Source organism: Sphingobium sp. TA15 (assembly GCF_037101235.1).
Taxonomy (GTDB): domain Bacteria; phylum Pseudomonadota; class Alphaproteobacteria; order Sphingomonadales; family Sphingomonadaceae; genus Sphingobium; species Sphingobium indicum.
This window is the reverse complement of record NZ_AP025355.1, coordinates 3,108,766-3,135,410: the sequence shown is the minus strand read 5'-3', so window position 1 is coordinate 3,135,410 and position 26,645 is coordinate 3,108,766. Positions and strand designations below refer to the sequence as shown.

Sequence of the window (26,645 nt, the reverse complement as noted above, 5' to 3'; positions counted from 1 at the left end):
GGCGTGACATATTGATGACGCTGTCGGAACGCGGCCCCTTTAGCGGCGGAGGCCCTTCCTGAAAAGGCGCTTTTGCGCGCTGCCGCAAAATGCTCTAGGGGCGCGGACCATGACCGACAAACTCGTGATAGCCCTGGCCCAGATGACGCAGTCGGTGGGCGACCTTGCCGCCAATGCCGACGCGATGCTGGAATGGCGCACGCGGGCGATGGAGGCGGACCTCATCGTCTATCCCGAACTGCAACTGATCGGCTATCCGCCTGAGGATCTGGTGCTGAAGCCCGCGCTGGTCGACCGCGCCAACCATGAACTGGACCGGCTGGCCCAGGCGACGGCGGACGGCGGCCCCGCCATGCTGGTCGGCACGGTCGTCGCGTCGCAGGGCGTGCTCTTCAACGTCGTCGCCCTGCTGGAGGACGGCGCGGTCACCGCCATCCGGCAGAAGCGGGAACTGCCCAATTACGGGACGTTCGATGAAAAGCGGCTGTTCGCCCCCGGCCCTCTGCCCGCGCCCATCGATTTCCGGGGCGTGAAGATCGGCGTGCCGATCTGCGAGGACATCTGGTTCCCCTTCGTCACCGCCCATTTGCGCGCGGAGGGCGCGGAAATCCTGATCAGCCCCAACGGCTCCCCGTTCGAGGTGGACAAGGACGACCGCCGCATCAACGCCGTCGCCGGAACCCGCGTCCGCGAAACCGGCCTGCCGCTCGTCTATCTGAACCGCGTCGGCGGGCAGGACGAGCTGGTGTTCGACGGCGCGTCCTTCGTGATGAACGGCGACCTCAGCCTGGCGCATCAGCTTCCCGACTGGGAAGAGGCGCTGGTCCTCACCCACTGGGAGAAATGGGAAGGCCAGTGGGTCTGCCTGCCCGGCGAGCGCCATGTCCTGGATGAGCGCCCGGCCGACATCTACAACGCGATGGTCCTGGGCCTGCGCGACTATGTGAACAAGAACCGCTTTCCCGGCGTGGTGCTGGGCCTGTCGGGCGGCATCGATTCCGCCCTGTCCGCCGCCGTCGCCGTCGACGCGCTGGGCGCCGACCGGGTGTGGTGCGTGATGATGCCGTCCCGCTTCACCAGTCGGGAAAGCCTGGACGACGCCATCGAATGCGCCCGGCTGCTGGGCGTCCGTTACGACAGCATCCCCATCGAACCGGCGGTGGAAGCCTTCGACGCCATGCTGGCCGACGTCTTCACCGGCCGCCAGCGCGACCTGACCGAAGAGAATATCCAGTCCCGCATCCGGGGCGTGACGCTGATGGCCCTGTCCAACAAATATGGCCATATGCTGCTGACCACCGGCAACAAGAGCGAGATGTCGGTCGGCTACGCCACCATCTATGGCGACATGGCGGGCGGCTATTCGGTGCTGAAGGACGCCTACAAGACCACGGTGTTCGACCTCTGCCGCTGGCGGAACGAAAATGTGCCGTCGCTGGGCGAGGCCTTCGGTCCCGAGGGGCCGGTCATGCCCGACCGCGTCATCACCAAGCCGCCCAGCGCCGAGCTGCGCGACAATCAGAAGGATGAGGACAGCCTGCCCCCCTATGAGGTGCTCGACCCGATCCTCTACGGCCTGGTGGAGGAGGAATTGTCGGTCGAGCAGCTGGTCGCGCGCGGCTTCGACAAGGACACCGTCGCCCGCATCGAGCGCCTGCTCTACGTCGCCGAATATAAGCGCCGCCAGTCGCCCCCCGGCGTGAAGCTGGGCATGCGCAATTTCGGCCGCGACCGCCGCTATCCGATCACCAACGCCTTTCGCACGCTCTAGCCATGAAAAAGGCCGTTCGTCCTGAGTAGCCATTGAGCGAAGTCGAAATGGCGTATCGAAGGATGCTTCGATACGGGTCTTCGACAAGCTCAGCCCCCTACTCAGCACGAACGGGTTGCATATGATATGACCGTCATCACCCGCTTCGCCCCCTCGCCCACCGGCAACCTGCATGTCGGCAATATCCGCGCCGCGCTCCACAACTGGCTGTGGGCGCGCAAGAGCGGCGGCCGGTTCCTGCTGCGGCTGGACGACACCGACCTCGAACGCTCCCGCCCCGAATATGCGCAAGCCATCAAGGCCGACCTCCGCTGGCTGGGCCTGCACTGGGACGGGGAGGAGCGGCAGTCCGACCGCTTCGCCCTGTATGAGGAAAGATTCGAGGCGCTCAAGGCCTCAGGCCATGTCTACCCCGCCTATGAAACGGCGCAGGAACTGGACCTGCGCCGCAAGATATTGCTGGGCCGGGGCCTGCCCCCGGTCTACGATCGCGCCGCCCTGTCCCTGATCCCTGACCAGATCGCCGCTTATAAGGCCGAAGGCCGCCAGCCCCATTGGCGTTTCAAGCTCGATCATGGCCAGCCCATCGGCTGGACCGACCTCATCCGCGGCGAGCAGCGCTTCGATCCGAAGCTGCTGTCCGACCCGGTGATCCGCCGCGCCGACGGAAGTTGGCTCTACATGCTACCTTCGGTGATCGACGATATCGCCATGGGCGTGACCCATGTGCTGCGCGGCGAAGACCATGTGTCCAACACCGCCACCCAGATCCAGATGTTCGCGGCGCTGGGGGCGAGCCTGCCCGCCTTCGCCCATGAGGCGCTGCTGACGGGCAGCGAAGGCAAGCTCTCCAAGCGCCTCGGTTCGCTGGGCGTCGCGCATTTTCGCGAGATCGGGCTGGAGCCTGCCGCCATCGCCTCCTTGCTTGCGCGGCTCGGCAGTTCGATGCCGGTCGAGCCGTTCGCGGACATGCAGCCGCTGATCGACAGCTTCGACTTCGCCCATTTCGGCCGCGCTCCGGCGCGCTTCGACGAGGCGGAACTGGCGACCCTCAACCAGAAGATCGTCCACCTGCTGCCCTATGCCGCCGTCGCGGACCGCCTGCCCCAGGGCATGGACGAGGCGGCGTGGGACGCCATCCGCCCCAATCTGGAAACCGTGAGTGACGCGGCCGACTGGTGGCGGATCGTCACCGGCCCGATCGATGCGCCAGTTCCAGCGGAGGAAGACCGCGATTTCCTGGCTCTGGCGCACGACATTCTGACGGAAACGGCCTTTGACGGCGCCGTCTGGCGCACCCTCACCGAAGCGTTGAAAGCGGAGACAGGCCGCAAGGGCAAGGCGCTGTTCCTGCCCCTGCGCCGCGCTCTGACAGGCATGGATCACGGCCCCGACATGGGTCGGATGCTGCCATTGATCGGCAGGGACGAAGCGCTGAGCCGGCTGAAATCCTCATAGGCGAATCCTCCCTACGCGAAGCGTGGGGACCGCCGCTGAAAGCGGTGGAGGGGAATTTTGGAGGTCGTGCCCCGTTCCTCTCCCGTCAGCGCTTAGCGCTGCCGCCTCCCCATCTCCGATGGGGAGGAATAGGATAGGTCGACAGACCCAGCACCTCAGCCCCGCATGGCCTCCAGCGCCTCGCCCACCGCCAAAATACCCTCCGGTGCTGCGGCGAAGCCCATATGCGTGCAGTCGACCTCGATCGCCCGGTCGCGCTCCCCGGCGCGTCCCTTGGCGCATCGGGGCAGGATCACGCCGTCCCGCCGCGACCAGAGCGCGACCGTCGGCACCGGCGGCTTTTCCTCGCGCCGGCAGGTGAAGGGCGGCCGGTCGACGGGAAATCCGGAAACGAGCTGATAGAGCCGCCAGGCATGGTTGGCGCGCGGATCGCCGGAAAAGGGCGTGCCCATCGTCACCACGCCGCCGACCTTGCGCGTGGCGAATTTGGCATATTCGCGCGCGAACAGCCCGCCCAGGCTCCATCCCACCAGGGTCACGGGCGCTCCGGTCTCCCGCCTTATGGCGTCCACCCGGCGGTCGATCTGCTCCAGGCTGTCTGGCCTGGGTCCGAAATTCCGGCCCATGCCCCAGCCATGCGCCTCATATCCAGCCGCATTGAGCACGGCGCGCAGAGGCTCCATCCGATGCTCGCTTGCCAGCAGGCCGGGAATCAGCAGTATCCGCCGCCCATCGCCGCGGATCGCCTGCGCCAGTTGAGGCGCCCGCGCCCGCGTCCGCGCCAGATCGAAGGGCAAGGACGCATTGCCCAACAGGTGCTGGAGCGGCGGCCGCTCGGCTGCGCGGGGGCCGCTGGCCAAACGGGCCTTCCAGAAACTGGCGATGGCGTCGGCATAGGGGGGCACGAAAATGTCTTTCCTTCTTCCCGCGGGAAAAATGACATTCTCATGACGCAGGCTCCCAAGTCCATGGAGATTTATCCGCGGGCATGAACGGTTCGCCGTTTGTGACAATGGCCGGGGGCAGGATCAGGGCGCCAGCGGAGAGGTCTGCGCGACCGCAGCGCCATCGGCCGCCCGCAACTGGCGCGGCTCCAATATCGCGGCCGTCTCGATCAGGTCCAGCGCCCGCCGCGCCTCCATGTAGCGCCGCGCATATTGCATCCAGCGGTCGGCGGCGGCGCGCCCCGGCATCTGCTCCACCTCCGCCAGCGCCGCGCCGACCCGCGATCCGTCCAGATAGCGCAGCGCCCGGTCCAGCGCCGCCTGCGGCCGGGGAGAGGGGGTGGACGCCCGGTGGATGGTGATGATCTCCCGCGCCTCATGCTCCAGCGCTTCCCACCAGCTTGCATTGGCGGGGGGAACGGTGACCTGGTCGGCGAGCGCCGTCAGCCCGGCGCGCAGGTCGGGCAGCGTCACCGGCTCCCGCGCGGCGTTGATGATCGTCGCCACCGCGCGCGGCTGCGCCTGGCCGAAACGCAGGCGCAACTGGCCCTCTATATAGCCGAGCGACGCCCCGCTATCGAGCGCCCGCCGCGCCGCGAAGGCGACCAGCAGGCCTTCCGCCCGCGCCGCATTGCCCGACGCCGCCTGCGCCTCCACCGTGATGCGGTTCAGCCGTTCCTCCAGTTGCACGACCCGCGCGTCCAGCATCTGCCCGGCATCGGCGGAAAGCGGACGCATCGGCACGCCCGGCGCGACGGCGTTCAGCAGCGGATCGCTCAGCACCGATGGCCGTTGCGGCGCATTCCACCGCTGGATGCGCGGCAAGGCGAGGACGGTCAGCACGACCCCGACCGCAAAGGCGAGCAAGACCAGCAGGGCCAGCAGCCAGGGTCCGCGCCGCGCCGGGAGGGGCCCCGTCGCGCCGCTCGCCGGGGCGTCCATATCGCTCATCAAGGGCTTTTCTTCCATATGAGGCGAATCATTCGCATAATCGGACGGCAAGGGCCAGCATCCTCTCATCATCGGGCTTGTCGGGCGCCTGGGCGCTGGCCCATCCGGCGCCGCAGGCGGCCAGAGCGGCGGGGCTGATCGCGATCAGGTGGAACGAACTCCGCCGTTCCGGACCCACATGGCGCGCCAGCAATTCGCCGGCGCGCGGGGAGTGGACCAGAAGGACGCTGCCGGCCTCCAGCCGCTCCGCCCATCCCTCCTCGCCGGTCCGCAGCATTTCATAGACGGCGATCCGATCGATCCGCAGCGCGCCCGCATCGATCGGCGCCACCGTCCGCCCCGCCAGGTGCAGCACATGGCCATGCCCATCCGCCGCGATCCGCCGCGCAACGGCGGTGCCGTCGCCATCTCCGACGACGACATCCGCGAATCCGGCTTCCTCCAGCGCCTTCGCCGTCGCCCGTCCGACCGCATAGGCGGGCAGCTTTCGATAGCGGGCCAGTCCTTCGCCCGCCAGCCGGGCGGCATTGGCGCTGGTCAGCAACAGGGCGTCGAACCTTTCCGGGGCGGGCGCGTGCCACTCCAGCGCCCGAGGCGCGAACAGCGGAAAGACCCGCGCTTCCAGCCCCCGTTCCGCCGCGCGCGCCGCCGTCTTGCCCGCCCCCGGTTCGGGCCGCAGGATGACGACGGGCCTCACGCTTCGAACAGAAGCCGCAACGCCGGGCTGGCTCGGTCCAGCAGGCCACGCCCCATCGCTTCGGCGGCGGCGGCATCGCCCCGTTCGATCCGCGCCGTTTCGCCGACCGTCTCCCGCCCGTCGGGGCTGATGATCTCGGCCCGCAGGCGGACCTGCCCATCCTCCAGCCGGGCGAACGCCGCGATGGGCGAATGGCAGGTGCCGCCCAGCCCCGCCAGCACCGCCCGCTCCGCCATCACGCAATCGAAGGTGTCGGCGTCGCTGATCGCCGCCAGCAGGTCCAGCATCGCTTCATCGCCGCTCAGCGTCTCGATGCCCACGGCCCCCTGGGACGGCGCGGGAAGCATGACGTCCACGGGGATGGCGACGCCCACATCGCCCTGGCCCAGCCGGTCCAGCCCGGCCGCCGCCAGCAGGGTCGCATGCGCCTCTCCCCTGTCCAGCCTGGCGAGCCGCGTCGCGACATTGCCGCGGAACAGGACGACCTGCGCGTCGGGCCGAAGCCGCCTGACCTGCGCCGCCCGGCGCGGCGAGCTGGTGCCCACCACCGGCCTTTCGGGCAGCGCCGCGAAATCGTCCGCGCCCACCAGCCGGTCGCGCACATCGGCGCGGGGCAGCATGGCGGCGATGCGGATTTCGGCGGGGCGGATCGTCTCCACATCCTTCATCGAATGCACGGCGAAATCGATCTCGCCGCTGGCCAGCGCGCGGTCCAGCTCCTTGGTCCAGAGCGCCTTGCCGCCGATGTCCGCGAGCGCCCGGTCCTGAATCCGGTCGCCGCTGGTCTGCACCACGACGATCTCGACCGCGCCTTCATCCCAGCCATGGCGCGCCCGCAGCGCAGCCACCGTCATGTGCGCCTGCGCCAGCGCGAGCGGGGAGCCACGGGTACCAAGGCGGAGCGGTCGGGAAGGCTTTTGCATGATCCCGCTTGCTCTAATGGTCGCGGGCATTAGATGGAAGCGGCAATGACGATCATCCTCGGCCTGGAATCAAGCTGCGACGAAACCGCGGCGGCGCTGGTGACGGCGGACGGCAGGATCCTCGCCCACCGCCTCGCCACGCAGGAGGAGGCGCATCGCCCCTATGGCGGCGTCGTCCCGGAAATCGCCGCCCGCGCCCATGTCGAGGCGCTTGCGCCCCTGATAGAGGCGGCGCTCAAGGACGCCGACCTCACGCTCGATGATGTGGACGTGATCGCCGCCACCGCCGGTCCCGGCCTGATCGGCGGCGTGATGGTCGGCCTCGTCACCGGCAAGGCGCTTGCCCATGCCGCGAACAAGCCGCTGGTCGCGGTCAACCACCTCGAAGGCCATGCCCTCTCGCCGCGCCTGGCCGATCCGACGCTGCAATTCCCCTATCTGCTGCTGCTGGTGTCGGGGGGCCATTGCCAGTTGCTGCATGTGCGGGGGCCGGGCGACTATGCGCGCCTGGCCACCACCATCGACGACGCCAGCGGCGAGGCCTTCGACAAGACGGCGAAGCTGCTCGGCCTGGGCTATCCCGGCGGACCGGCGGTCGAGAAGGCGGCGGCCAAGGGCGATCCGAAGGCCGTCCCGCTGCCACGCCCGCTGGTCGGCACGGCGGAACCCCATTTCTCCTTCGCGGGCCTCAAAAGCGCGGTCATGCGCGCCGCCCAGTCCGGCCGATATTCGACCCAGGACATCGCCGCCAGCTTCCAGCAGGCCGTCATCGACTGCCTGATCGACCGCACCGAGCGGCAACTGGCGGGTGTTCAGGACATCACCGCCCTCGTCGTCGCAGGAGGCGTCGCCGCCAACCAGTCGATCCGCGCCGCGCTGGAGGCGCTCGCCGCGAAGCACGACCTGCCCTTCGTCGCGCCGCCGCTCTGGCTGTGCACGGACAATGCGGCGATGATCGCCTGGGCAGGGGCGGAACGCCATGCGGCCGGCCTGATCGACGATCTGACGGTCCCGGCCCGCCCGCGCTGGCCGCTCGACCCCAGCGCGGAAAAGGCGCGCGGCGCAGGAGTGAAAGCATGAAGGCCGGTATTATAGGCGCAGGCGCATGGGGCACGGCGCTGGCCCAGACGCTCGCGGCGGGCGGCCAGCATGTCCGCCTCTGGGCGCTGGAGCCGGAGGTGGTGGAAGCGGTCAATAACGACCGCCAGAACCCGCTCTACTTGCCGCGAATTCCGCTCAGCCCCTCGATCGAAGCAACCGGCGACATCGCCGCCATGGCTGACCGCGACATGCTGCTGATCGTCAGCCCGGCCCAGCATCTCCGCAAGGTCGTCGCGCAGGCGCCTGCGGGACCCCCGCTTATCCTCTGTTCCAAGGGCATAGAGGCGGGCACCGGCCTGCTGATGTCCGAAGTGGCGGCAGAGGCGCAGCCAGGCTCGCCCATCGCCGTCCTTTCCGGGCCGACCTTCGCCCATGAGGTGGCGAAGGGCCTGCCCACCGCGATCACGCTCGCCTGCGCCGACGCGGACCTCGCCGCGAAGATCGCCGCCCGGATCGCGCGGCCTGCCTTTCGCCCCTATCTGTCCGACGATGTCGTCGGCGCGGAGATCGGCGGCGCGGTCAAGAATGTCCTCGCCATCGCCTGCGGCGTCGCGGAGGGCGCGGGCCTGGGCCTCAACGCCCGCGCTTCGCTGATCAGCCGGGGCTTTGCCGAAATGACCCGCTTCGGGCTGGCCAGGGGCGCCCGCGCCGAAACGCTGGCGGGCCTTTCCGGGCTGGGCGACCTCGTCCTCACCTGTTCCTCGACCGACAGCCGCAACTTCTCCCTCGGCAAGGGGCTGGGCGAGGGGCGGGCGGCTCGCGACCTGCTCGCCAACCGCCGGACCGTGGCGGAAGGCGCCTTCACCGCGCCCGTGCTGCGCGAGGCCGCCCGCGCCGCCAGGGTGGAAATGCCCGTGGTCGAGGCGGTCTGCGCCCTTCTGGAGGACGCCGCGCCGCTGGCCCAGGTGATGGACGCGCTGCTCGCCCGTCCGCTGCGCGCCGAATAAATTTCATCGCCCCGTCCCCATTTGTTGCTACAGTCCGGCTTCACAAAATGACGCGACAGCATTGATGTCACAGGGGGATCGTAATTCTTTGGCGGCTGAAGGGGCCTCTCCCGCGCAGCAGGACGATATTGCGGCGCTCGCCAAGGGTGGACGGACCAATGTGTTCGGTTTCCTGCTCCGCCTGGCGGCGCGCCTGCCGTTCCTGTTCATCGCCGGCCGCTGGTATGGCGCCGACGCGCTGGGCCGCTTCGCCTATGCGGTGCTGGTGGTGGAGTTCGTCGCGCAGCTTGCGACGCTGGGCCTGAAGCGCGGCCTGGCGGGCGCGCTCTCCCAGACGGAGCGGCCGCACAGCCATGTCGTCACCGACGCCATGGTGGTGACGCTGATCGCCTCCCTGATCGGCAGCGCGCTCCTGGTCGCCTTCCCCCAGGCCATGTTCCCCAACAGCGGCATCAACGGCCTCGACCGCCTGCTCGCCCTGATCGTGATCGCGGTCGCGGGGTCCGACGTGGCGCTGGCCGCCTGCGCCTATCGCTTCGACATCGGCGCCACGGTGCGGGCGCGGTCCATCATCGAACCCTGGGCGATCAGCATCGGCGCCTTCGGCTTCGCTTATTATTCGACCCGCGACGGGCTGATCCTCTCCTATGTGGTCTCGATGATCGCCGCGCTGGTCGCCTCGATCATTCCGATGACCCGCCATTACGGCATTCCCTATGGCTGGCGCCCGGATTTCGGGCGGCTGTGGCGGCTGGCGCGCCGCAACCTGCCGCTGGCGGCGGCGGACGGCGTGGAATGGGGGTCGCGCCGGCTGGACATGGCCATTCTGGGCCTGTTCGTCAGCCCCGCCGTGGTCGGCATCTATTATGTGGCGCAGCAGGTCGCCTCCCTGCCCCAGAAATTGAAGACCAGCTTCGACCCGATCCTGGGCCCGGTCATCACCCGCAATCTTTCGGAGGGCAATCTCACCGCCATAGCCCGGCAGGTGAGCCAGGTCGGCTTCTGGATCATCGCGGCGCAGGCGGGCATCGCGCTCGCGCTCGGCATTCCGGGCGAGGCGGTGATGGGCCTGGTCGGCCCCCATTTCGTCGGCGGAACGGGCGCGCTCGCCTTCCTGTTGCTGGCCGAAGTCGTGGCGGCGACCGCCGTGGTCAGCGAATCGGCGCTGGTCTATATCGCCCGGCACCGCAATCTGATGATCTCGCTGCTGATGATCGTGCTTCAGGCAGCGCTCAGCTTCCTGCTGATCTTCGCGGCGCGGCGTTTGGGCCTGCGCGACATGGCGGTCGCCGCCGCGCCCGCGCTGGCGCTCAGCATCGCGCTCGGCGTCAGCGCGCTGGTCAAGGCGCGCCTGCTTTCCACCCTGCTCGGCGCCAGGGTCAACGCCTGGCGCTGGCCGCTGCTCAGCGCTTCCGGCGTCGCCTGCATCGTCGGCGCGGCGTTCGTCGCGCTGCCGCCCGATTTCGAATGGGTGGAACTGGTCTTCGGCGTGTTCACCATCCTTGGCGTCTATGGCTTCGTCATCTGGCGCTGGGGCTTCGGCCCGGACGACCGCGCGCTGTTCCGGAAGCAGAAGGCGGCCTGACGCAAAGGAAAAGGCCGGACCTTCGCCCGGCCTCTCATCTTATCCCAGCGTCTTCGCCCGGATCGCCTTCAAGTCCTCCTCCGGCCGCGCCCCCCAGTGGGAGATCACTTCGGCCGCCGCCGCCGCGCCCAGTTTCAGGCACTTGTCGACCTCCAGCCCCTCCAGATGACCGGCCAGGAATCCCGCCGCGAACAGGTCGCCCGCCCCGGTCGTGTCGATCACTTCGGCCACCGGGGCCGCATGCGCTTCGTACCGCAGGCCCTCTACCACGGCGATCGCGCCTTTCTCGCTGCGGGTCGAGACCAGCACCGGCACCTTCGGGGCGATGGCGGCCACGGCGGCGTCGAAATCATGCACCCCGGCCAGCGACTGGATTTCCCCTTCATTGGAGAAGAGGATGTCGATCAGCCCCTGGTCGATCAGGTCGAGGAAGTCGGAGCGATGGCGGTCGATCACGAAATTGTCCGACAGGGTGAAGGCGACCTTCCGCCCCGCGCCCCGCGCCGCGTCGATCGCGGCGCGCATCGCCGCGCGCGGCTGCTCCGGATCCCAGAGATAGCCTTCCAGATAGAGGATCGAGGCGGAACGGATAAGGTCCAGGTCCAGCGCGGCCTCCGGCAGGAATTGCGACGCGCCCAAAAAGGTGTTCATCGTCCGCTGCGCGTCGGGCGTCACCAGGATCAGGCAGCGCGCCGTCGGCACGTCGCCCCGCATCGCCGGCGTATCGTAGCGGATGCCGAGCGCGCGCACGTCATGGGCGAAGACGGCGCCCAACTGATCGTCATTGACCTGCCCGATGAAACCGCATTTCTTGCCGAGCGCGGCCAGCCCCGCCAGCGTGTTCGCCGCCGATCCGCCGCTGATCTCCTTGCCCGCGCCCATGTCGGCATAGAGGCTTTCGGCGGTTTCCGCGTCGATCAACTGCATGCCGCCCTTGGTCAGCGCATGTTCGGCCAGGAAAGCGTCGTCGCTCCGGGCGAGCACGTCGACAATGGCGTTGCCGATGGCGACAACATCAAGCGTGGGGGCAGCAGCGGTCACGCAAAATCCTTCGTGAATAAGGGGGAAAATCCCGCCGTCTCTACCGATGCGGGGCGCGGCGCGCAACGGCGCTGATTGACGCTGCGCGCCAAGGCGGGAATAGCTGAGCCATGGTCCTTGCCGCCGCCCTTCGCGCCTTTCCCTCCATCTTCCATGGCGCCGCGCTGCGGCTGCTGGTCAAGACGCTGCTGCTGACCCTGCTCGCCTTCGCGCTCCTCGCCGCCGCCTTGTGGACCGGCATCCACGCCGCCCGACTGCATTTCGGCTGGGCGACGGGCGCGGGCTGGGGCGGGCTGGCGGAGGCGACCGCGACCGCCATCGCCGTGATCGCCGTCGGCTGGCTGCTGTTCCGCGCCACCGCCATGGCGATCATGAGCCTCTTTGCCGACGACATCATCGTCGCCGTCGAGCGGGACAGCTATACCGCGGCGGCCGCCCGCGCCCGGCCGGTCGGCTGGGGGCGCAGCCTGGGTTTCGCGCTGCGCTCCGTCCTGCGGACCTTGGGCTGGAACCTGCTCGCCCTGCCGGCCTATCTGCTGCTGCTGGTGACGGGGATCGGCACGCTGGGCCTGTTCTTGATCCTGAACGCCGCCCTGCTCGGCCGCGACATGGCCGACATGGTCGAGCCGCGCCATCCCGACCTGCCGCCGATCCCGCGCGGCGGCCGGTGGCTCATGGGCCTCGCTTCGGCGCTGATCTTCCTGGTGCCGGGCCTCAACCTGCTTGCGCCGATCTGGAGCGCGGCTATGGCGGTCCACATGCTGCACGGTGCCCGAAGGAACATGCCATGACCCGTCCCCATCCGGCGCTCGTCCTGGCTTCGCTCTTGACCCTGGCCGCTTGCGGAGGCGTCGTGCCGCCGCCCGCGACCCAGATCGCCCGGCCGCCCGCCGGTCCTCCAGCCAGCGCCTTCACCCGCCCAGGCCCCCTGATCGGGTCGGACGCGAAGCAGCTCATGCGCCTGTTCGGCCAGCCCCGGCTCGACATTCGCGAAAGCGCCATGCGCAAGCTGCAATTCGCCAATGGCCGCTGCGTGCTGGACGCCTATCTCTACCTGCCGCCGCAGGGGAAGGAGCCGCTCGTCACCCATGTCGATGCGCGCACGCCCACGGGCACGGATGTCGACGCGGCGAGCTGCTCGGCGGCGTTGCAGGCGAAGTGATGATGGTAGGATGAAGCATGCCGTGCTCCTGCGAAGGCAGGAGCACGGCGTATTGGGCGGCAAGTGCTAGCCCAACCGCTCCAGCGCCCAGCGAGCCGCCTCCGCCACCACTGGATCGTCGGCCGCCGCCAGCGCCTGCAACCGGCCCACCAACCGCCTGTCGCCGCTGTTCCCCGCGGCGATGGCGGCATTGCGCACCATCCGGTTCCGCCCGATCCGCTTGATGGGGGAGCCGGCGAAAATCTCGCGAAAGCCCGCATCGTCCAGCGCCAGCAGGTCGCCCAGTTCCGGCGCCGCCAGTTCCGCCCGCCCGACAAAGGCCCTGTTCGCCGCCGCCGCATCCGCAAACTTGTTCCACGGGCACACCGCCAGGCAATCGTCGCAGCCATAGACGCGATTGCCGATCCCGGCGCGCAACTCCTCCGGAATCGGCCCCTTATGCTCTATGGTGAGGTAGGAGATGCACCGCCGCGCATCGACCACATAGGGGGCGGGAAAGGCGTCGGTCGGGCAGGCCGTCTGGCAGGCGGTGCAACTGCCGCAATGGTCATCCTCCGGCGCGTCGGGGACCAGCGCGATCTCGCTGTAGATCGCGCCCAGGAACAGCCAGCTTCCATGCGTCCGGCTGACGAGGTTGCTGTGCTTCCCCTGCCAGCCGAGGCCCGCGGCCTGCGCCAGCGGCTTTTCCATCACCGGGGCGGTATCGACGAAGACCTTGAGCGCGCCGGGATGCTGCTCCACCAGCCAGCGGGCGAGGGCCTTCAGCCCCTTCTTGACCACGTCATGATAGTCGCGCCCCTGCGCATAGACCGAAATCCGGCCCCGGTCGCGCGCGTCCGCCAGCGCCAGCGGATCGCGCCCCGGCGCATAGCTCATCCCCAGCATCACGACGCTGCGCACGTCCGGCCAGAGCCCTTGCGGCGATCCGCGCTGCCCGGCGCGTTCCTCCATCCACAGCATCTCGCCATGATGGCCCGCATCCAGCCATTGCCGCAGCCTTTCGGCCGAACGCGGCGCGGCGTTGGCGGGCGCGATGGCGCAGGCGGCAAAGCCCAGCCGCCGCGCTTCGGCCTTAAGCCGCTGTTCCAATGTTTCGTTTTGCGTTGGCATGCGATGCGACTATCAGAGGCCGATGATCGGGGCTTCTCAACCGACCTATGCCGTCGAAGGCCGTGGTCTTGTCAAGACATTCGGCGATTTCCGGGCAGTGGACGGCATCGACGTCGCGGTGCCCGCCGGGTCGATCTACGGCATTCTCGGCCCCAATGGCGCGGGCAAGACGACGATGCTGCGCACGCTGCTGGGCATCATCGATCCCGATGAGGGGCACCGCAGCCTGCTGGGCGACCCCGCGCCGCTGCGCCAGGCGCGCAATGTCGGCTATCTGCCGGAGGAACGCGGCCTCTACCCGTCGATGAAGGCGTTTGAGGCCGTCGCCTTCATGGGCGCGCTGCGCGGCCTGCCGCTCAGGATCGGGCGGGAACGCGCCCGCGCCATGCTGGCGGACTACGGCATGGGCGCCTCCGCCGAAAAGCCGATCCGCCAATTGTCGAAGGGCATGGCCCAGACAGTCCAGCTTTTCGGCACCATCGTCCACGAACCGCGCCTGATCGTGCTGGACGAGCCCTTTTCCGGCCTGGACGCCTTCAACCAGGGCAAGCTGGAGGTGCTGATCCGGGACCAGGCCCGGCGCGGCGTCACGGTGCTGTTCTCCACCCATGTGATCGCCCATGCCGAACGGCTGTGCGAGCGCGTCGCCATCGTCGCGGGCGGCCGCGTCCGCTTCGAAGGCACGGTGGACGACGCCCGCAACCGGCTGCGCCCGCAGGTGCGCCTGCGCACCCGCGCCAGCGACGGCGGCTGGCGCCGCGCCTTGCCCGCCGAAACGCTGGCGGAGGACGGAACCTGGCATTTCCCCCTGCCGCAGGAGGGCATTGAGCCGCTGCTTCGCGCCCTGCTGGACGGCAATGCCGGGATAGAAAGCCTCTCGATCGAGCGCCCCGGCCTGCACGACGCCTTCGTCGCCATAGCGGGCGAGGCGGCCGCCCGGCAGATGCAGGACGACCAGCAGCGGGAGGAAGCGGCATGAGCGAACTGATGCGCGCCGCCTTCGTCATCGCCCGGCGGGATTTCACCGCCGTCGTGCTGTCCCGCACCTTCATCTTCTTCCTGCTGGGTCCGCTGTTCCCCATCGTCATCGGCATGGCCTTCGGCGGGTTGGGCGACAAGATTTCGACCACCGACCTGCGCCCGGTCGTCGGCATCGCCATGTCCCCGGCCGATGCGGCGCGGATGGAGCGCGCCCACGCCCGGCTGGCGGAACGCATGGGGCCGCAAGCGCTGCCGGCGCTGCGCCGCGTGCCGCTGTCACCCGCGCCCCGCGTCCAACTGGCCAGGGCGAATGCCGATGTCATGGTCATCGTGTCGGGGTCGCCCGCCCGGCCGGTGATGACGGGCCAGCCGCAGGACATCCGGCGGTTGGAAGGGGACATCAGCCTGCTCGCCAGCGCCGCCATGGCCGAAAAGTCGCTGCGCATGGTCCAGGTCGAGGCGCAGCAGGTCGCCACCAGCGTCGGCGCGCAGACCCAGGGCAGGCTGGTGATCGGCCGGATCGCGCAGATCGTCGTCTTCTTCCTCACCATCCTGCTGGCGGGCATGATCCTGTCCAATCTGGTCGAGGAAAAGACAAACAAGATCATAGAGATACTGGCCGCCGCCGTGCCGGTCGACGCGATCTTCCTGGGCAAGTTGATGGCGATGCTGGCGATGAGCTTCGTGGGCATCCTTTTCTGGGGCGGGACCGCCTTCTGCGTGTTCCTGGCGTTGAAGACGCCGGGCGTCAGCCTGCCCGAACCCGCCATCGGCTGGCCCCTCTTCCTGATGCTGGCCGTCGTCTATTTCGCCATGGCCTATACGCTGCTCGGTTCCCTGTTCCTGGGCATCGGCGCGCAGGCGGCGACCGTGCGGGAAGTGCAGACGCTCAACATGCCCGTGACCATGGGGCAGATGCTGATCTTCTTCTTCGCCACCTATGCCGTCGACAAGATGGGATCGCCGCCGGAGGTCGCGGCGGTGATCCTGCCCTTCTCCTCCCCCTTCGCCATGATCGCCCGCGCCGCGCAGGTGGACACGCTCTGGCCCCATCTCCTCGCCATCGCCTGGCAGATGCTCTGGGTGGGCCTCATCATCCGCATCGGCGTGCTGCTGTTCCGCCGCCATGTGCTGAAATCGGGCGGCGGCTGGTGGAAGCAGTTGTTCAGAAGCGCGACAGGCTGACCCTGCTATGGCGGGCCCCATGAACCGGCGGCGATTCCTGGGCATGGGCGGCTGCGCCGCGACGATGATCGTCCTCTGGCAGGCCGGGCTGGGCAGGGCCGCCGCCTATCCCTTCACGCTCAGCGATGCCGAATGGCGCCGGCGCCTCAGCCCGCTCGCCTATCAGGTGCTGCGCAAGCGATCGACCGAACATCCCTTCACCAGTCCGCTCAACAAGGAACATCGCCCCGGCGTCTTTGCCTGCGCCGGTTGCGGGCAACGGCTTTTCAGTTCGAAGACCAAGTTCGACAGCGGCACGGGCTGGCCCAGCTTCTGGGCGCCGCTGCCCCGCGCCGTCGGCACCTCGCGCGATTTCGAACTGGGCTATCCGCGGACCGAGGTGCATTGCGCGCGGTGCGGCGGGCATCTGGGCCATGTGTTCGATGACGGGCCGAAGCCCACCGGCAAGCGTTACTGCATGAACGGCGTCGCGCTGGCCTTTGTCGCCGGCTGAGCGATCACCTTGTAGATGCGGAGCGGCCCCTTGCTGGGGACCGGCCGCAACCAGCGCGGCGGCTTGTCGCGCTTCAATGCCGCGGCCAGCCCTTGCGGGAAATCGGCGCGATAATGCTTGATCTCGTTCATATCGTTGCAGGTCAGCAGGTAATCCGGACCCTTGCCGCCGTTCAGGCGCATGATGGTCGTCAAAGCCTTGTCTGGCGGCTGCGTGAAACCGTCTATGACCGCGTTGATGCCCGTCGCGTTGCGGTGATGGGCCGTGCCGATCACGCTGTGCCCGGTCCGCACGAGGATGTCCGGCCCCAGATCGAGCGGCGCGAACAGGGTCGATCGGGGCAGCGCCCGCAGGGGGGCCAGCAGCGCCGCCGTCCGGCAATTGACGGTTTCGGGCTGCTCCTTTTCCGCCGCGCCGCTCGCGATCAATATCCAGGCGCCGCACAGGCCCGCCGGGGTGAGCAATATGGCGACGCTCGCCGTCACCAATATGCGCGCCACCGCCCTGCTCCAGCCCTGGATATGCTGAAACGTCGCCAGCAGCAGCCAGGCCGTGCCGGGCAGCGCCAGGACATGCGCCACCGACATGGCGCGCAGCACGAGGATCGCGACCGCCAGCGCTCCGGCCAGCAGCAGGGCGATGACGATCCAGCGGTCCCGCGCCTCCCGTTCCGGGGCGCGCCAGGCTGCGACAATCGTGCTGGCCAGCCCCATGACCGCCGGCAACAGGATGATCCCGGCCATCAACAGGCCCTGCTCCCAGATCGGGCGGCCTTCCTTCACCTGGAGATACCATAGGCGATAGGCGACCGGGCCGAGCGCCTTGAACGGGTCGCCGGACAGGCAGGCCCCGCCGCTCAGCAGGAACACGCCCGCCGCCGCGCCGCCTGCCGCCGCCGTCGCCATGAAGCGCCGCCGAACGGTCGTCGCGCCGATCAGGCGCAGCGCCAGCGGCATCGCCAGCGCGAAGGCCAGGAGCGGCCAGATATAGGCCGCCGAAAGCCCGTCGCAATATCGGGCCAGCACCGCGCCGGGGCCGCGCAGCAGCAGCAGGAGCAGGAGCGCGCCGCCGCCCAGCGTGACGGCATAGGCGGCGATGCGCGCCGCCTCCCGCCGGTCGAACCAGGTCCGCAGCGCGAAGGCGCCGGCGAACAGGGCCGCATAGGGCAGCGCCTCGCTGGAAATCTGAAGCCACACCGCCAGCGCGAGGCCGGCCGTGACGCCCCCCCTCAGGCGGCGGGCATCCAGCGCGCCGCACAGCGCCACGGCCGCCATCCATATTTGCCACCCGTGATGGTCGATCCGGAACGGCGTGAACTGGACCAGGATGGTCGGCGTGGTCAGCAGCAGCACGACCGCCAGCATCGGGACGAAGAGGCCGCCGGCAGCGCGCCGCGCCGCCAGGAAGACCGTGGCCGTCAATCCCCCCAGCAACAGCAGCGACACCAGCGCGCAGGCCGCCAGTTCGGCGCGCACAGGCCCCAGCAGCGGTTGCAGCATCAGGATCAGGGCGGCGATCGGCATGTCGACGATGCGCGACCAGTGCATCGGCCCGCCTGCCGGGGGGTTCACCCGGTGCTGGCTGACATCCCGGAAGGTCTGGCCGTGCAGCCAGTCGCGGACCTGTTGCAGCCGCATGGCGTCATCGGGATCGCGGAATTCGAGCGTGGTCAGCCCGTTGCGGAACAGCCAGAGCATGACGGCGCAGCACAAGGCCCAGAGCAGCAGCGCCGCGACGCAAATCTGCCAGCGGGCGAGGGATGCCGTCCTGGAAGGGGAGCCGCCGTCAGGCGCGGGCGAAGATGCCATATTTCCGGATCGCATAGACCGACAGGAAGCTGACCGGCACGGCCGCCAGCTTGGCCATGGCGGGCGGAAGCCCCAGGCCGCTCAGCCCGCCCACCAGCCCCATGGTGATCGCCATGCCGATCAGGGCGCTCAGGATGAAGGCGATGCGCTGCCCATGGGTGGGGGGCTTGCGCATCTCGAACACGAACTGCGTGCTGATCATCCAGTGCAGGACAAGCCCGCCCGAATAGCCGCCCAATGCCGCGAGGGCAGGCGACGCGCCCAGCCGGTGAAGCAGCATGAACAGCGCGAAATCGGCCGACAGCGCGCAGATGCTGGCCAGCAGATAGCGCGTGAAGGTGAAACGGCCGAAGACGGCGTTGAACGGCCCGGCCATGTTCCGCACCCAATAAGGCATGGGGGTCAGGCCGCCTTCAGGCGATTGGGCACCAGCCTTTCGCTGGCGAGCGCGGCGCGCCGGCCGGCCGCGTCCTGCCCTTCCTCGCCCGCTTCATGATATTCGGCATCCTCGTTGACCGCCCATATGTCGTAGAGTTGTTCGCCCGCCTCGATATTGCGGACGGTCAGCATCGCCGTCATCATCGCATGGTCCTGGTTGTTGTAGCGGTGCATGCCGTTGCGGCCGACCAGGTGCAGCGTGGGATAGAGCCGCTGCAATTCGGTGCGCATGGCCAGGACATTGTCGGCATAGCCGTCGTCATAGACCGGATAGGCCTTTTCCTGCCGCACCACCGCGCCGCCGACGACATCGTCGGGATCGCACAGGCCCAGGGCGGCCATTTCCTTCTTCGCCAGTTCGATCAGATCGGCGTCGCTGGACGACCAGAGGCCGTCGCCTTCGAAGCAGAAATATTCCAGGCCCACGCAGGCCAGATCGGGGTCCGGCACCATTTCGGGCGACCAGCTCCTAAAATTCTGGATGCGGCCGACCTGCACCTTGGGATCGTGGATGTAGATCCAGTTGTCGGGGAAGACGTCCTCGCCCTTCACCATCAGCGCTACGGTCAGGAAATCGCGATATTTAAGGTCCATCGCCTGGCCCAGCGTCGCGGGCAGGGGACGGATGCGCCCCGCCAGTTCGCGCATCGGCGCGGAACTGATGACATGGCGGGCGGCGATGGCGACTTCGCCGTCCGGACCCTGCGCCACCATGCGCCAGCCGCCGCTCGCCTGGTCCTGCGACAACTGGTCCAGGCTGTGCGCCATCAGCACGCGGTTGCCCCGCGCGATCACGAAGTCGCGGGCCGCTTCCCACATCATGCCGGGGCCGAGGCGCGGATAGCGGAAGCTCTCCAGCAGCGTCTTGGTCGCCATGCCGTCATTGGGTTTTCTGTTGAGGCCCAGCGACCGCTTGAGACCGTCGGTCACGGCCCCCCACAGCGACAGGCCCTTGATGCGCTGCGCCGCCCAGTCCGCCGACATCTCGTCGCAGGGCATGCCCCAGACCTTTTCCGTATAGGTCTTGAAGAAGATCGAGAACAGCTTGTGGCCGAAGGCGTTGACGGTCCAGTCCTGGAAGGAACGGACGTCGCGCCGGGGAAACAGCCTGGCCTTGGCGAAGCTCGCCATGCAAAGCGTCGAGCGCCACAGCCCCAGATTGCCCAGCGCTTCGAAGGCGCGCAGCGGATAGCTGTAGAATTTGCCCTCATAATAGATGCGGCTCATCCGCGGGCGCTGGATGAAGTCATGCGGAAGGATCTCGTTCCAGAGGTCGACGACCTCCTGCGACTTTGAAAAGAAACGATGGCCGCCAATGTCGAAACGAAAGCCGTTCAGTTCCACCGTGCGGCTGATGCCGCCGACATAGACGGGATCCTTTTCGATGACGCTGACCGAATAGCCCTTCCTGGTGAGCAGATAGGCGGCGGTCAGGCCGGCCGGACCCGCGCCGATAATGGCGACATCCACATTGTGGTCGTTCTGCGGCATCCAGGGCCCCCCGATGAAATCCTTTGCCGATTTAGGTGAAGGAAATCTTCTAAGGAGTAGTTAATGGACGGTAACAATGCAAGGAAAGGCAAGGCCGGCGGCCATGGTGAGCCGCCGGCCTTGCGTTCGTTTCAAGCGGGCGGGATCAGCCCTGGCGCTGGGCCTGGATCAGCGTGTCGAGGTCCGAGCGGGCGCCGTCCAGCGCTTCGCCGAAGCAGGCGCGATAGTCGGGCGTGGCGGGCAGGATCGATCCGCTCATCCAGCCGCAGACCTTCTTGGCGGCCTTGGTGATGCGGGAATCGGCCATGCGCACGCCATGGGTGCTGGCAAGGTTCAGGTCAGCCATCGACACGGCGATGCTGCGGGTTTCCATCCCGGTGCGGCCGTCGACCACCACGTCCATATCGTTGATGCCGGCAAAGGCATTCGCTGCGGGCAAGGCAAGGGTAATCGCGGCGGTCAGCGCCACCAACGTCTTTCTGGTCATCCTGTATCTCCTGTCGAACTCTTATCGGGTCTGCCCAACGCCTGACGTGGGAGAAGGGTCCGCATCTAGATAGGCTTTATGGAGCCATATGAAAAGGGCCACTTGGCAAAAAGTGGCTGAAAACCGTTATTTTTGCGGATGCGAAAGGATCGCCCGCCCCTTCGCATCCGCATCAATCGCCATGAAGCGCGCTGCGTTGAAGCCCATACAGGCCGCGCGCGCTTTTCCACGCGACGGGTTTCGATCCAATTGAATCAGATTGCCGCTCTGGATTCCTTAGTTTTCCGCGATTTCCTAATCAGGGATCGGTTCCGATCGCTTGGAAATCGCCCTAGGCAGCGTGGACAAATTCAAGACTTGCCGGACCGGCTTATGCGGGTGGATTCCCGCCATTCCCCCTTTCGTCACCCCGGGCTTGACCCGGGGTCCCGCTTTCTTTCTGAGTCCGCGCCCGGCTCAAGGCAGCGGGACCCCGGATCAAGTCCGGGGTGACGGGAAACTAATGTCCGCAACTGGCCATTTCACCACATTTTCGAATTTACCCACGCTGCCTAATGGCGGAAGTGGCGCATGCCGGTAAACACCATCGCCAGGCCGGCTTCGTCGGCGGCGGCGATAACCTCCTCGTCGCGGATGGAGCCGCCGGGCTGGATCACCGCCGTCGCGCCCGCCTCGACCGCCGCCAGCAGGCCGTCGGCAAAGGGGAAGAAGGCGTCCGACGCGACCGCCGAACCGAGTGTGCGCGCCTCCGCCCAGCCCGCCTTTTCAGCGGCGTCCTTCGCCTTCCACGCGGCGATGCGGGCGGATTCCAGGCGGTTCATCTGCCCCGCGCCGATGCCCGCGGTGCTGCCCGCCTTGGCATAGACGATGGCGTTGGACTTGACGTGCTTGGCGACTGTCCAGGCGAACAGGCAATCGTTCAGTTCCTGCTCGGTAGGCGCGCGCTTCGTCACCACCTTCAACTGATCGCGGGTGATCCGCCCATTGTCGCGACCCTGCACCAGCAGCCCGCCGGCAATGCTCTTGATCTGGAGGCCGGGGCGCGCCGGATCGGGCAGGTCGCCGGTCAACAGCAGGCGGAGGTTCTTCTTCTTCGCGAAGATCGCCTTCGCATCCTCGTCCGCGTCCGGGGCGGCGACGACTTCGGTGAAGATGCCGCTGATCGCTTCGGCGGTCGGGCCGTCGAGCGGACGGTTGACCGCGATGATGCCGCCGAATGCCGAAACGCTGTCGCAGGCGAGCGCGGCTTCATAGGCCTCTATCAGCGTGGCGCCGGTGGCGACGCCGCAGGGATTGGCATGCTTGACGATCACGACGGTCGGCGGGCCGTCGCGGAATTCGCTGACCAGTTCCAGCGCGGCGTCGGCGTCGTTGTAATTATTGTAGCTGAGTTCCTTGCCCTGGACCTGCCGCGCCTGGGCGATGCCGTTGGCGGACGGGCCGACCGGCAGGTAGAGCGCGGCCGACTGATGGGGGTTTTCGCCATAGCGAAGGGTCGAACCCAGCCTGCTGGAGACCGAGAGGCTTTCGGGGAACTGCGCGCCCTGGTCGGCGAAGGCGAACCAGCTCGCGATCATCGAATCATAGGCGGCGGTGGCGGCATAGGCCTTGGCCGCGAGCATGCGGCGGAAGTCGTAGCTGGTCGCGCCGCCCTTCTCCTCCATCTCCGCGACCAGCCGGGCATAGTCGGCCGGGTCGGTGACGATCGCCACGCTTTCATGGTTCTTCGCGGCGGAGCGGACCATGGAGGGGCCGCCAATGTCGATATTCTCGATGATCTCCTCGCGATCCGCCCCTTTCGCAACCGTGGCGGCAAAGGGGTAGAGGTTGACGACGACCAGGTCGATCGCGCCGATGTCATGCGCCTGCATAGCGGCGACATGCTCTGCATTGCCGCGCACGGCGAGCAGGCCGCCATGCACCTTGGGATGCAGCGTCTTGACGCGGCCGTCCATCATTTCGGGAAAGCCGGTGAGGTCGGAAATGTCCTTCACGGCCAGGCCCGCCTCGCGCAGCGCCTTGGCCGTGCCGCCGGTCGACACCAGTTCGACTCCATGCCTGCCCAGCGCCTGGCCCAGCTCGATAAGGCCGGACTTGTCCGACACGGAAAGAAGGGCGCGCTTGATGGTGACGTCTGACATGGGAGGTGCTTCCTGCTGCTGTTCGGGTGCCGCTCAGGCTTGCCGCAGGCCTCTAGAGCGATTTCGCGTGGAAGGGAACATCCGCCAAGCCGGAAATCGGGCCGCCGGCGCGAGGATGCGCGTTCCGGTCGGATACCCCTCATCAGTTTTCCGTCACCCCGGACCCTTCGACAAGCTCAGGACAGGCTTGATCCGGGATTCCGCTACCTTCTCCAAGCGGGCACTCAGAAAGAAAGCGGGACCCCGGGTCAAGCCCGGGGTGACGAATAGGGAAGGTCCGTTCCCCCCGACGACCAAAAAGGAAAAAGCGCCCCATCCTTTCGGCGGGAGCGCTTTTCTTCCGTCCGGGACAGGCGCTCAGAACGGCACTTCATCGTCCAGGTCATTGTCGAAATTCGGCCCGCCCGCGCTGCCGCGCCCGCCGCCGGAGGAGCGGCCGGAACCGCCGCCGAAGCCGCCGCCGCCGAAATCGTCATAATCGCCGCCGCCAAAGCCGCTCGACCCGCCGCTCCAGTCGCCGCCGCCCTGGGAGCGGCCACCGCCGCCCTGGCCGCCGCCGCCCGGCGCGCCGTCAAGCATGGTCAGCACCGCGCCCGGACCCTGCAGCACCACTTCGGTGGTGTAGCGGTCATTGCCCGACTGGTCCTGCCATTTGCGGGTGCGGAGCTGGCCCTCCAGATAGACTTTCGACCCCTTGCGCAGGAAGCGTTCGGCCACGCCGGCCAGCCCTTCGGAGAAGATCGCCACGCTGTGCCATTCGGTGCGCTCCTTGCGCTCGCCCGACATGCGGTCCTTCCAGCTTTCGGAGGTCGCGATCCGCAGGTTGCACACCTTCCCGCCATTCTGAAAGCTCTTGACCTCCGGGTCGGCGCCCAGATTGCCGACCAGAATGACCTTGTTGACCGAACCCGCCATGTTTCCTCCGATGCTTTAGCTGGCCCTTATAGCCCCGCTGCGGTGGCGGTCCAGTAGGTAAGGCCGGCCGCGGCATAGGCCAGCGCGAACAGATAGCCGATCATGAACAGCGGCCACTTCCACCCGTTGGTCTCGCGCCGCGTCACCGCGATGGTGGAGATGCACTGCGGCGCGAAGACGAACCAGGCGAGGAAGGCGAGCGCCGTGGGCAGCGGCCAATTGTCCTTCAGCCGGTCGCCCAGGCTGCGCTCCAGCCTCGCTTCATCCTCGTCGGCGTCGAGCGAATAGACGGTGGCGAGCGCGGATACCGCCACTTCGCGCGCCGCCATGGCGGGGATCAGCGCGAGCGAGATGTCGCGGTTGAAGCCGATCGGGGCCAGCACCAGGTTGAGGCCGTTGGCGACGCGGCCCGCGATGGAATAGTTGACCTGGCTGACCGCGCCATCCTCCGGCGCCTTGGGGAAGCTGAGCAGCACCCAGAGGATCACGGTCGAGGTGAAGATGATCGTGCCCGCGCGCTTGAGGAAGATCACCGCCCGCTGCCACAGGCCCAGCACTATGTCCTGCGGGCGCGGCCACTGATATTTCGGCATCTCCATCAGGAAACCGCCGCTCGCGCCCCTGGTGACGGTGCGGCGCAGGACCAGCGCCGCCAGCATCGCGCCGACGATGCCGGATATATAGAGGCAAAAGAGGACCAGCCCCTGAAGGCCGATGCCGAGCGCGACCGTGCGCGCCGGGATGAAGGCGCCGATGATCACGGCATAGACCGGCAGCCGGGCGGAGCAGGTCATCAGCGGCGCGATCAATATGGTGGTCAGCCGGTCCTTCGGGTCCGCGATGGTGCGCGTCGCCATGATCCCCGGCACCGCGCAGGCGAAGGAGGACAGCAGCGGGATGAAGGCCCGCCCCGACAGGCCCACCCGCGCCATCAGCCCGTCCATCAGGAAGGCGGCGCGGACCATATAGCCGGTCGCCTCCAGCATCAGGATGAAGAAGAAGAGGATCAGGATCTGCGGCAGGAACACGATGACCGAGCCGACGCCGTTCAGCACTCCGTCGACCAGGAAGGATCGCAGCAGTCCATCGGGCAGCGCGGCCGTCACGGCGTCGCCGGCGCTGGCGACAAAGCCTTCGATCATGGCGATCGGCGCTTCGGACCAGGCATAGACCGCCTGGAACATGATGAAGAGAAGCGCGAGCAGCAGGACCAGCCCCGCGACGGGATGCAGCGCCGCCCGGTCGACAGCCGCGGTCAGGCGGCGGGACGGGGTTTCGCGCACGACGGCGGCGCGGGCGATGCGGCGCGCCTCCCGGCGCAATCCTTCGAAATCGCTCTGTTCGCCTGGAGCGCGGGCCTTGCCCGCGCTGCCGTCCAGCATGGTTTCCAGCTCGCCGCGCAGATGATCCAGGCCGCGCTTGCGCACCGCCACGGTGGAGATCACCGGCACGCCCAGTTCGCGGGACAGGATATGGGCGTCCAGTTCCAGCCCGTCGCGGGTGGCGAGGTCGACCATGTTGAGCGCGACGACGGTCGGCAGGCCCAGCGCGATCAGTTCCAGCGCGAAGCGGAGATGATTGTCGAGGTTGGAGGCGTCGACCACCACGACCAGCGCGTCGGGCAGGCGCTCGCCCGCCTGCCTGCCCAATATGACGTCGCGCGTCACCTGCTCGTCGGGGCTGGTGGGGCTGAGGCTGTAGGTGCCGGGCAGGTCAACCAGCTCGATCGGCCGGCCGTCCGACAGGGAAAGGCGGCCCGCCTTGCGCTCCACGGTGACGCCGGGATAATTGCCCAGCTTCTGCCGCGCCCCGGTCAATGCGTTGAACAGGGCGCTCTTGCCGGCATTGGGATTGCCGACCAGCGCGATCAGCGGCAGGTTCGTCACAGGTCGCCGTCCGAAGGGCCGGTGCGGACGGTGATGGCGGCGGCATGGCTGCGGCGCATGGCGATGGTCATGCGGCCGACCTTGCAGGCTATGGGTCCGCGCCCCAGCAGCCCGCCATGGTGCAGGGCCTCGACGCTCGCGCCCTCGCACAGGCCGAATTCGCGCAGCCTTTGGCCGTCGGACGCGGACAGCGCGTTCCAGTCGATCAGGTCCACATAAGCGGGTTGGCGCAACGGCAGGTCGGTCAGGCGCAAGGGTAAGGCACTCGTCATCTACTTCTGCGAGTGACTATCAATACCGATTGGAAAAGGCCAGCGCGAATCGGCGCACCGGCGCGGCGGATCATATGGCGGGGTAGCGCAGCCGTCCGATGAAGCGCGCGAAGCTCAGCCTCTCGCCCCCGCCGACGCCCTTCCACCGGGCCTTGGCCCGCTCGAACCGCATCACGCCTTCGATCCGGCGGGCCAGGAAGGCGCGGGTCTCCGCCCAGTGATCGCTCTCGTCATCGACGAAAACCAGCAGGGTTGCGGCATAGACCCCCGCCAGCGTCAGCCGCTTGCTGTAATGATTGAGGTCCGTCGCCGCGTCGCCCGCGGCGCGCCACATGACGTCCGCCGCCCGCCAGCCGAGCCTGGCGGCCCGCGCCGCGTTGCGCGGCATGGCCATGACCGCCTGCGCCCGGCGCAGCGCCTCCCGGTCCCGCGCCAGCAGGGTCAGGCGGGTTTCGACCAGGGCCGTTATGCGCTGGCGGATCGGCAGGGCGGCCAGTTTTTCCGGCGGCAGCGCGTCCAGCATCCGCGAATCGACGCTTGCGAACCAGGCGTCGATCATGTCCATCGCTCCGCCCGGAAAGGCGAGCGCGGCGATGTCTGCGTCGATGCCGCATTGTTCCGCCGCCATCGCCACGGCTTCCCCGCGCCACCCGTCGAAGGCGGCGTGGCGCGGCAGGATGGGCGCGAGCGCGGCGCGCACTTCGTCTAGCGTCATGTCTGGGTGCGTCGGGGTCATGACCCGCTATTACGCCCGGCCGGGCGGGCATACAAGCGCGGGCGGGATTAGCGGGGATGTTTGCCGGCAAAGCAAAACTTGGCGACGTGGGGCCGGGGCAGGGCTTGAAGCAGCCCTGCAGG

General features: G+C 68.1%; 25 protein-coding genes. 10 read left to right on the top strand and 15 right to left on the bottom strand.

Translation table 11 applies throughout. The features are described from left to right. Window positions 1–109: 109 nt before the first annotated feature. Entirely contained in the window at window positions 110–1,771 is a 1,662-nt protein-coding gene (locus Sj15T_RS15395) for an NAD+ synthase (RefSeq protein WP_013038942.1), read from the top strand. Between the two features lie 126 nt (window positions 1,772–1,897). Then, on the top strand, window positions 1,898–3,229 hold the full coding sequence (gene gltX / locus Sj15T_RS15390; RefSeq protein WP_013038941.1) for a glutamate--tRNA ligase: 1,332 nt from the start codon (window positions 1,898–1,900) through the stop codon (window positions 3,227–3,229). A 155-nt stretch (window positions 3,230–3,384) separates the two neighbouring features. Here gltX and Sj15T_RS15385 read toward each other — a convergent pair whose 3' ends face one another. The 4 genes from Sj15T_RS15385 to hemC form a co-directional block, all read right to left on the bottom strand. Continuing rightward, window positions 3,385–4,134, bottom strand: a complete 750-nt coding sequence (locus Sj15T_RS15385) for an alpha/beta fold hydrolase (RefSeq protein ID WP_013038940.1) — start codon at window positions 4,132–4,134, stop codon at window positions 3,385–3,387. 123 nt (window positions 4,135–4,257) lie between these two features. After that, complete coding sequence (locus tag Sj15T_RS15380) at window positions 4,258–5,142, bottom strand: hypothetical protein (RefSeq protein ID WP_013038939.1); 885 nt, start codon at window positions 5,140–5,142, stop codon at window positions 4,258–4,260. Between the two features lie 10 nt (window positions 5,143–5,152). Next, window positions 5,153–5,821, bottom strand: a complete 669-nt coding sequence (locus Sj15T_RS15375; RefSeq protein WP_007686951.1) for a uroporphyrinogen-III synthase — start codon at window positions 5,819–5,821, stop codon at window positions 5,153–5,155. Beyond that, window positions 5,818–6,744 carry a hydroxymethylbilane synthase gene (gene hemC / locus Sj15T_RS15370; protein WP_013038938.1) on the bottom strand — a complete coding sequence of 309 codons (927 nt, stop codon included), beginning with the start codon at window positions 6,742–6,744 and terminating at the stop codon, window positions 5,818–5,820. The genes Sj15T_RS15375 and hemC overlap by 4 nt, the downstream gene beginning before the upstream one ends. A gap of 45 nt (window positions 6,745–6,789) precedes the next feature. Between hemC and tsaD the strand changes: the two genes are divergently transcribed. The 3 genes from tsaD to Sj15T_RS15355 all read left to right on the top strand — a co-directional run bounded on the left by tsaD (window position 6,790) and on the right by Sj15T_RS15355 (window position 10,377). After that, complete coding sequence (tsaD, locus tag Sj15T_RS15365) at window positions 6,790–7,824, top strand: tRNA (adenosine(37)-N6)-threonylcarbamoyltransferase complex transferase subunit TsaD (protein WP_013038937.1); 1,035 nt, start codon at window positions 6,790–6,792, stop codon at window positions 7,822–7,824. After that, window positions 7,821–8,792, top strand: coding sequence for an NAD(P)H-dependent glycerol-3-phosphate dehydrogenase (locus tag Sj15T_RS15360; protein ID WP_013038936.1), 972 nt, complete (start codon window positions 7,821–7,823; stop codon window positions 8,790–8,792). Before tsaD ends, Sj15T_RS15360 begins: the two co-directional genes overlap by 4 nt. Window positions 8,793–8,880: 88 nt before the next feature. Next, window positions 8,881–10,377, top strand: a complete 1,497-nt coding sequence (locus Sj15T_RS15355) for a lipopolysaccharide biosynthesis protein (RefSeq protein ID WP_013038935.1) — start codon at window positions 8,881–8,883, stop codon at window positions 10,375–10,377. A 39-nt stretch (window positions 10,378–10,416) separates the two neighbouring features. Here the strand turns inward: Sj15T_RS15355 and Sj15T_RS15350 are convergent, their stop codons facing one another. Continuing rightward, window positions 10,417–11,418, bottom strand: coding sequence for an adenosine kinase (locus Sj15T_RS15350; protein WP_013038934.1), 1,002 nt, complete (start codon window positions 11,416–11,418; stop codon window positions 10,417–10,419). Between the two features lie 110 nt (window positions 11,419–11,528). Between Sj15T_RS15350 and Sj15T_RS15345 the strand changes: the two genes are divergently transcribed. Continuing rightward, window positions 11,529–12,209, top strand: coding sequence for an EI24 domain-containing protein (locus Sj15T_RS15345; protein WP_013038933.1), 681 nt, complete (start codon window positions 11,529–11,531; stop codon window positions 12,207–12,209). Next, window positions 12,206–12,580, top strand: coding sequence for a hypothetical protein (locus Sj15T_RS15340; RefSeq protein WP_007686966.1), 375 nt, complete (start codon window positions 12,206–12,208; stop codon window positions 12,578–12,580). Before Sj15T_RS15345 ends, Sj15T_RS15340 begins: the two co-directional genes overlap by 4 nt. A 66-nt stretch (window positions 12,581–12,646) precedes the next feature. Here the strand turns inward: Sj15T_RS15340 and queG are convergent, their stop codons facing one another. Continuing rightward, window positions 12,647–13,690 (bottom strand): tRNA epoxyqueuosine(34) reductase QueG, encoded by a 1,044-nt coding sequence (gene queG / locus Sj15T_RS15335; protein ID WP_193377924.1) that lies wholly within the window; start codon window positions 13,688–13,690, stop codon window positions 12,647–12,649. A 22-nt stretch (window positions 13,691–13,712) separates the two neighbouring features. Here queG and Sj15T_RS15330 point away from each other — a divergent pair, with 22 nt between their 5' ends. Genes Sj15T_RS15330 through msrB form a run of 3 tightly spaced genes read left to right on the top strand, consistent with a single transcriptional unit; the run spans window position 13,713 to window position 16,349 of the window. Next, entirely contained in the window at window positions 13,713–14,669 is a 957-nt protein-coding gene (locus Sj15T_RS15330) for an ATP-binding cassette domain-containing protein (RefSeq protein WP_007686970.1), read from the top strand. Beyond that, a complete protein-coding gene (locus Sj15T_RS15325) occupies window positions 14,666–15,856 on the top strand; it encodes an ABC transporter permease (RefSeq protein WP_007686971.1) in 1,191 nt (396 codons plus the stop codon). Before Sj15T_RS15330 ends, Sj15T_RS15325 begins: the two co-directional genes overlap by 4 nt. 19 nt (window positions 15,857–15,875) lie before the next feature. Further along, window positions 15,876–16,349 (top strand): peptide-methionine (R)-S-oxide reductase MsrB, encoded by a 474-nt coding sequence (gene msrB / locus Sj15T_RS15320; protein WP_041386198.1) that lies wholly within the window; start codon window positions 15,876–15,878, stop codon window positions 16,347–16,349. Here msrB and Sj15T_RS15315 read toward each other — a convergent pair. The 9 genes from Sj15T_RS15315 to Sj15T_RS15275 form a co-directional block, all read right to left on the bottom strand. Continuing rightward, window positions 16,307–18,157, bottom strand: coding sequence for a hypothetical protein (locus Sj15T_RS15315; RefSeq protein ID WP_013038930.1), 1,851 nt, complete (start codon window positions 18,155–18,157; stop codon window positions 16,307–16,309). The genes msrB and Sj15T_RS15315 overlap by 43 nt on opposite strands. Next, window positions 18,135–18,554: a GtrA family protein gene (locus Sj15T_RS15310; RefSeq protein WP_007686977.1), complete on the bottom strand. Its 420-nt coding sequence runs from the start codon at window positions 18,552–18,554 to the stop codon at window positions 18,135–18,137. The genes Sj15T_RS15315 and Sj15T_RS15310 overlap by 23 nt, the downstream gene beginning before the upstream one ends. Window positions 18,555–18,559: 5 nt before the next feature. After that, on the bottom strand, window positions 18,560–20,086 hold the full coding sequence (locus tag Sj15T_RS15305; protein WP_013038929.1) for an NAD(P)/FAD-dependent oxidoreductase: 1,527 nt from the start codon (window positions 20,084–20,086) through the stop codon (window positions 18,560–18,562). 145 nt (window positions 20,087–20,231) lie between these two features. After that, window positions 20,232–20,573: a UrcA family protein gene (locus Sj15T_RS15300; protein ID WP_013038928.1), complete on the bottom strand. Its 342-nt coding sequence runs from the start codon at window positions 20,571–20,573 to the stop codon at window positions 20,232–20,234. A gap of 551 nt (window positions 20,574–21,124) precedes the next feature. Next, window positions 21,125–22,714 carry a bifunctional phosphoribosylaminoimidazolecarboxamide formyltransferase/IMP cyclohydrolase gene (gene purH, locus Sj15T_RS15295; RefSeq protein WP_013038926.1) on the bottom strand — a complete coding sequence of 530 codons (1,590 nt, stop codon included), beginning with the start codon at window positions 22,712–22,714 and terminating at the stop codon, window positions 21,125–21,127. A gap of 357 nt (window positions 22,715–23,071) precedes the next feature. Beyond that, the gene (gene ssb, locus Sj15T_RS15290) at window positions 23,072–23,629 is read right to left on the bottom strand and encodes a single-stranded DNA-binding protein (protein ID WP_007686985.1); all 558 of its coding nucleotides are present in this window, start codon (window positions 23,627–23,629) and stop codon (window positions 23,072–23,074) included. Between the two features lie 26 nt (window positions 23,630–23,655). Continuing rightward, window positions 23,656–25,515, bottom strand: a complete 1,860-nt coding sequence (locus tag Sj15T_RS15285) for a ferrous iron transporter B (RefSeq protein ID WP_013038925.1) — start codon at window positions 25,513–25,515, stop codon at window positions 23,656–23,658. Further along, window positions 25,512–25,769, bottom strand: coding sequence for a FeoA family protein (locus Sj15T_RS15280; protein ID WP_007686988.1), 258 nt, complete (start codon window positions 25,767–25,769; stop codon window positions 25,512–25,514). The genes Sj15T_RS15285 and Sj15T_RS15280 overlap by 4 nt, the downstream gene beginning before the upstream one ends. An 88-nt stretch (window positions 25,770–25,857) precedes the next feature. Continuing rightward, on the bottom strand, window positions 25,858–26,523 hold the full coding sequence (locus Sj15T_RS15275) for a COQ9 family protein (protein ID WP_037511844.1): 666 nt from the start codon (window positions 26,521–26,523) through the stop codon (window positions 25,858–25,860). Window positions 26,524–26,645: the final 122 nt, after the last annotated feature.

Coding starts and splice junctions, on each gene's coding strand:
- Sj15T_RS15325 (WP_007686971.1), top strand. CDS start 14,666: ATGAGCGAACTGATGCGCGCCGCCTTCGTCATCGCCCGGCGGGATTTC.
- gltX (WP_013038941.1), top strand. CDS start 1,898: ATGACCGTCATCACCCGCTTCGCCCCCTCGCCCACCGGCAACCTGCAT.
- Sj15T_RS15275 (WP_037511844.1), bottom strand. CDS start 26,523: ATGACCCCGACGCACCCAGACATGACGCTAGACGAAGTGCGCGCCGCG.
- Sj15T_RS15340 (WP_007686966.1), top strand. CDS start 12,206: ATGACCCGTCCCCATCCGGCGCTCGTCCTGGCTTCGCTCTTGACCCTG.
- hemC (WP_013038938.1), bottom strand. CDS start 6,744: ATGCAAAAGCCTTCCCGACCGCTCCGCCTTGGTACCCGTGGCTCCCCG.
- msrB (WP_041386198.1), top strand. CDS start 15,876: ATGAACCGGCGGCGATTCCTGGGCATGGGCGGCTGCGCCGCGACGATG.
- Sj15T_RS15345 (WP_013038933.1), top strand. CDS start 11,529: ATGGTCCTTGCCGCCGCCCTTCGCGCCTTTCCCTCCATCTTCCATGGC.
- Sj15T_RS15315 (WP_013038930.1), bottom strand. CDS start 18,157: ATGGCATCTTCGCCCGCGCCTGACGGCGGCTCCCCTTCCAGGACGGCA.
- Sj15T_RS15305 (WP_013038929.1), bottom strand. CDS start 20,086: ATGCCGCAGAACGACCACAATGTGGATGTCGCCATTATCGGCGCGGGT.
- Sj15T_RS15395 (WP_013038942.1), top strand. CDS start 110: ATGACCGACAAACTCGTGATAGCCCTGGCCCAGATGACGCAGTCGGTG.
- purH (WP_013038926.1), bottom strand. CDS start 22,714: ATGTCAGACGTCACCATCAAGCGCGCCCTTCTTTCCGTGTCGGACAAG.
- tsaD (WP_013038937.1), top strand. CDS start 6,790: ATGACGATCATCCTCGGCCTGGAATCAAGCTGCGACGAAACCGCGGCG.
- Sj15T_RS15330 (WP_007686970.1), top strand. CDS start 13,713: ATGATCGGGGCTTCTCAACCGACCTATGCCGTCGAAGGCCGTGGTCTT.
- Sj15T_RS15310 (WP_007686977.1), bottom strand. CDS start 18,554: ATGCCTTATTGGGTGCGGAACATGGCCGGGCCGTTCAACGCCGTCTTC.
- Sj15T_RS15380 (WP_013038939.1), bottom strand. CDS start 5,142: ATGGAAGAAAAGCCCTTGATGAGCGATATGGACGCCCCGGCGAGCGGC.
- ssb (WP_007686985.1), bottom strand. CDS start 23,629: ATGGCGGGTTCGGTCAACAAGGTCATTCTGGTCGGCAATCTGGGCGCC.
- Sj15T_RS15360 (WP_013038936.1), top strand. CDS start 7,821: ATGAAGGCCGGTATTATAGGCGCAGGCGCATGGGGCACGGCGCTGGCC.
- Sj15T_RS15300 (WP_013038928.1), bottom strand. CDS start 20,573: ATGACCAGAAAGACGTTGGTGGCGCTGACCGCCGCGATTACCCTTGCC.
- queG (WP_193377924.1), bottom strand. CDS start 13,690: ATGCCAACGCAAAACGAAACATTGGAACAGCGGCTTAAGGCCGAAGCG.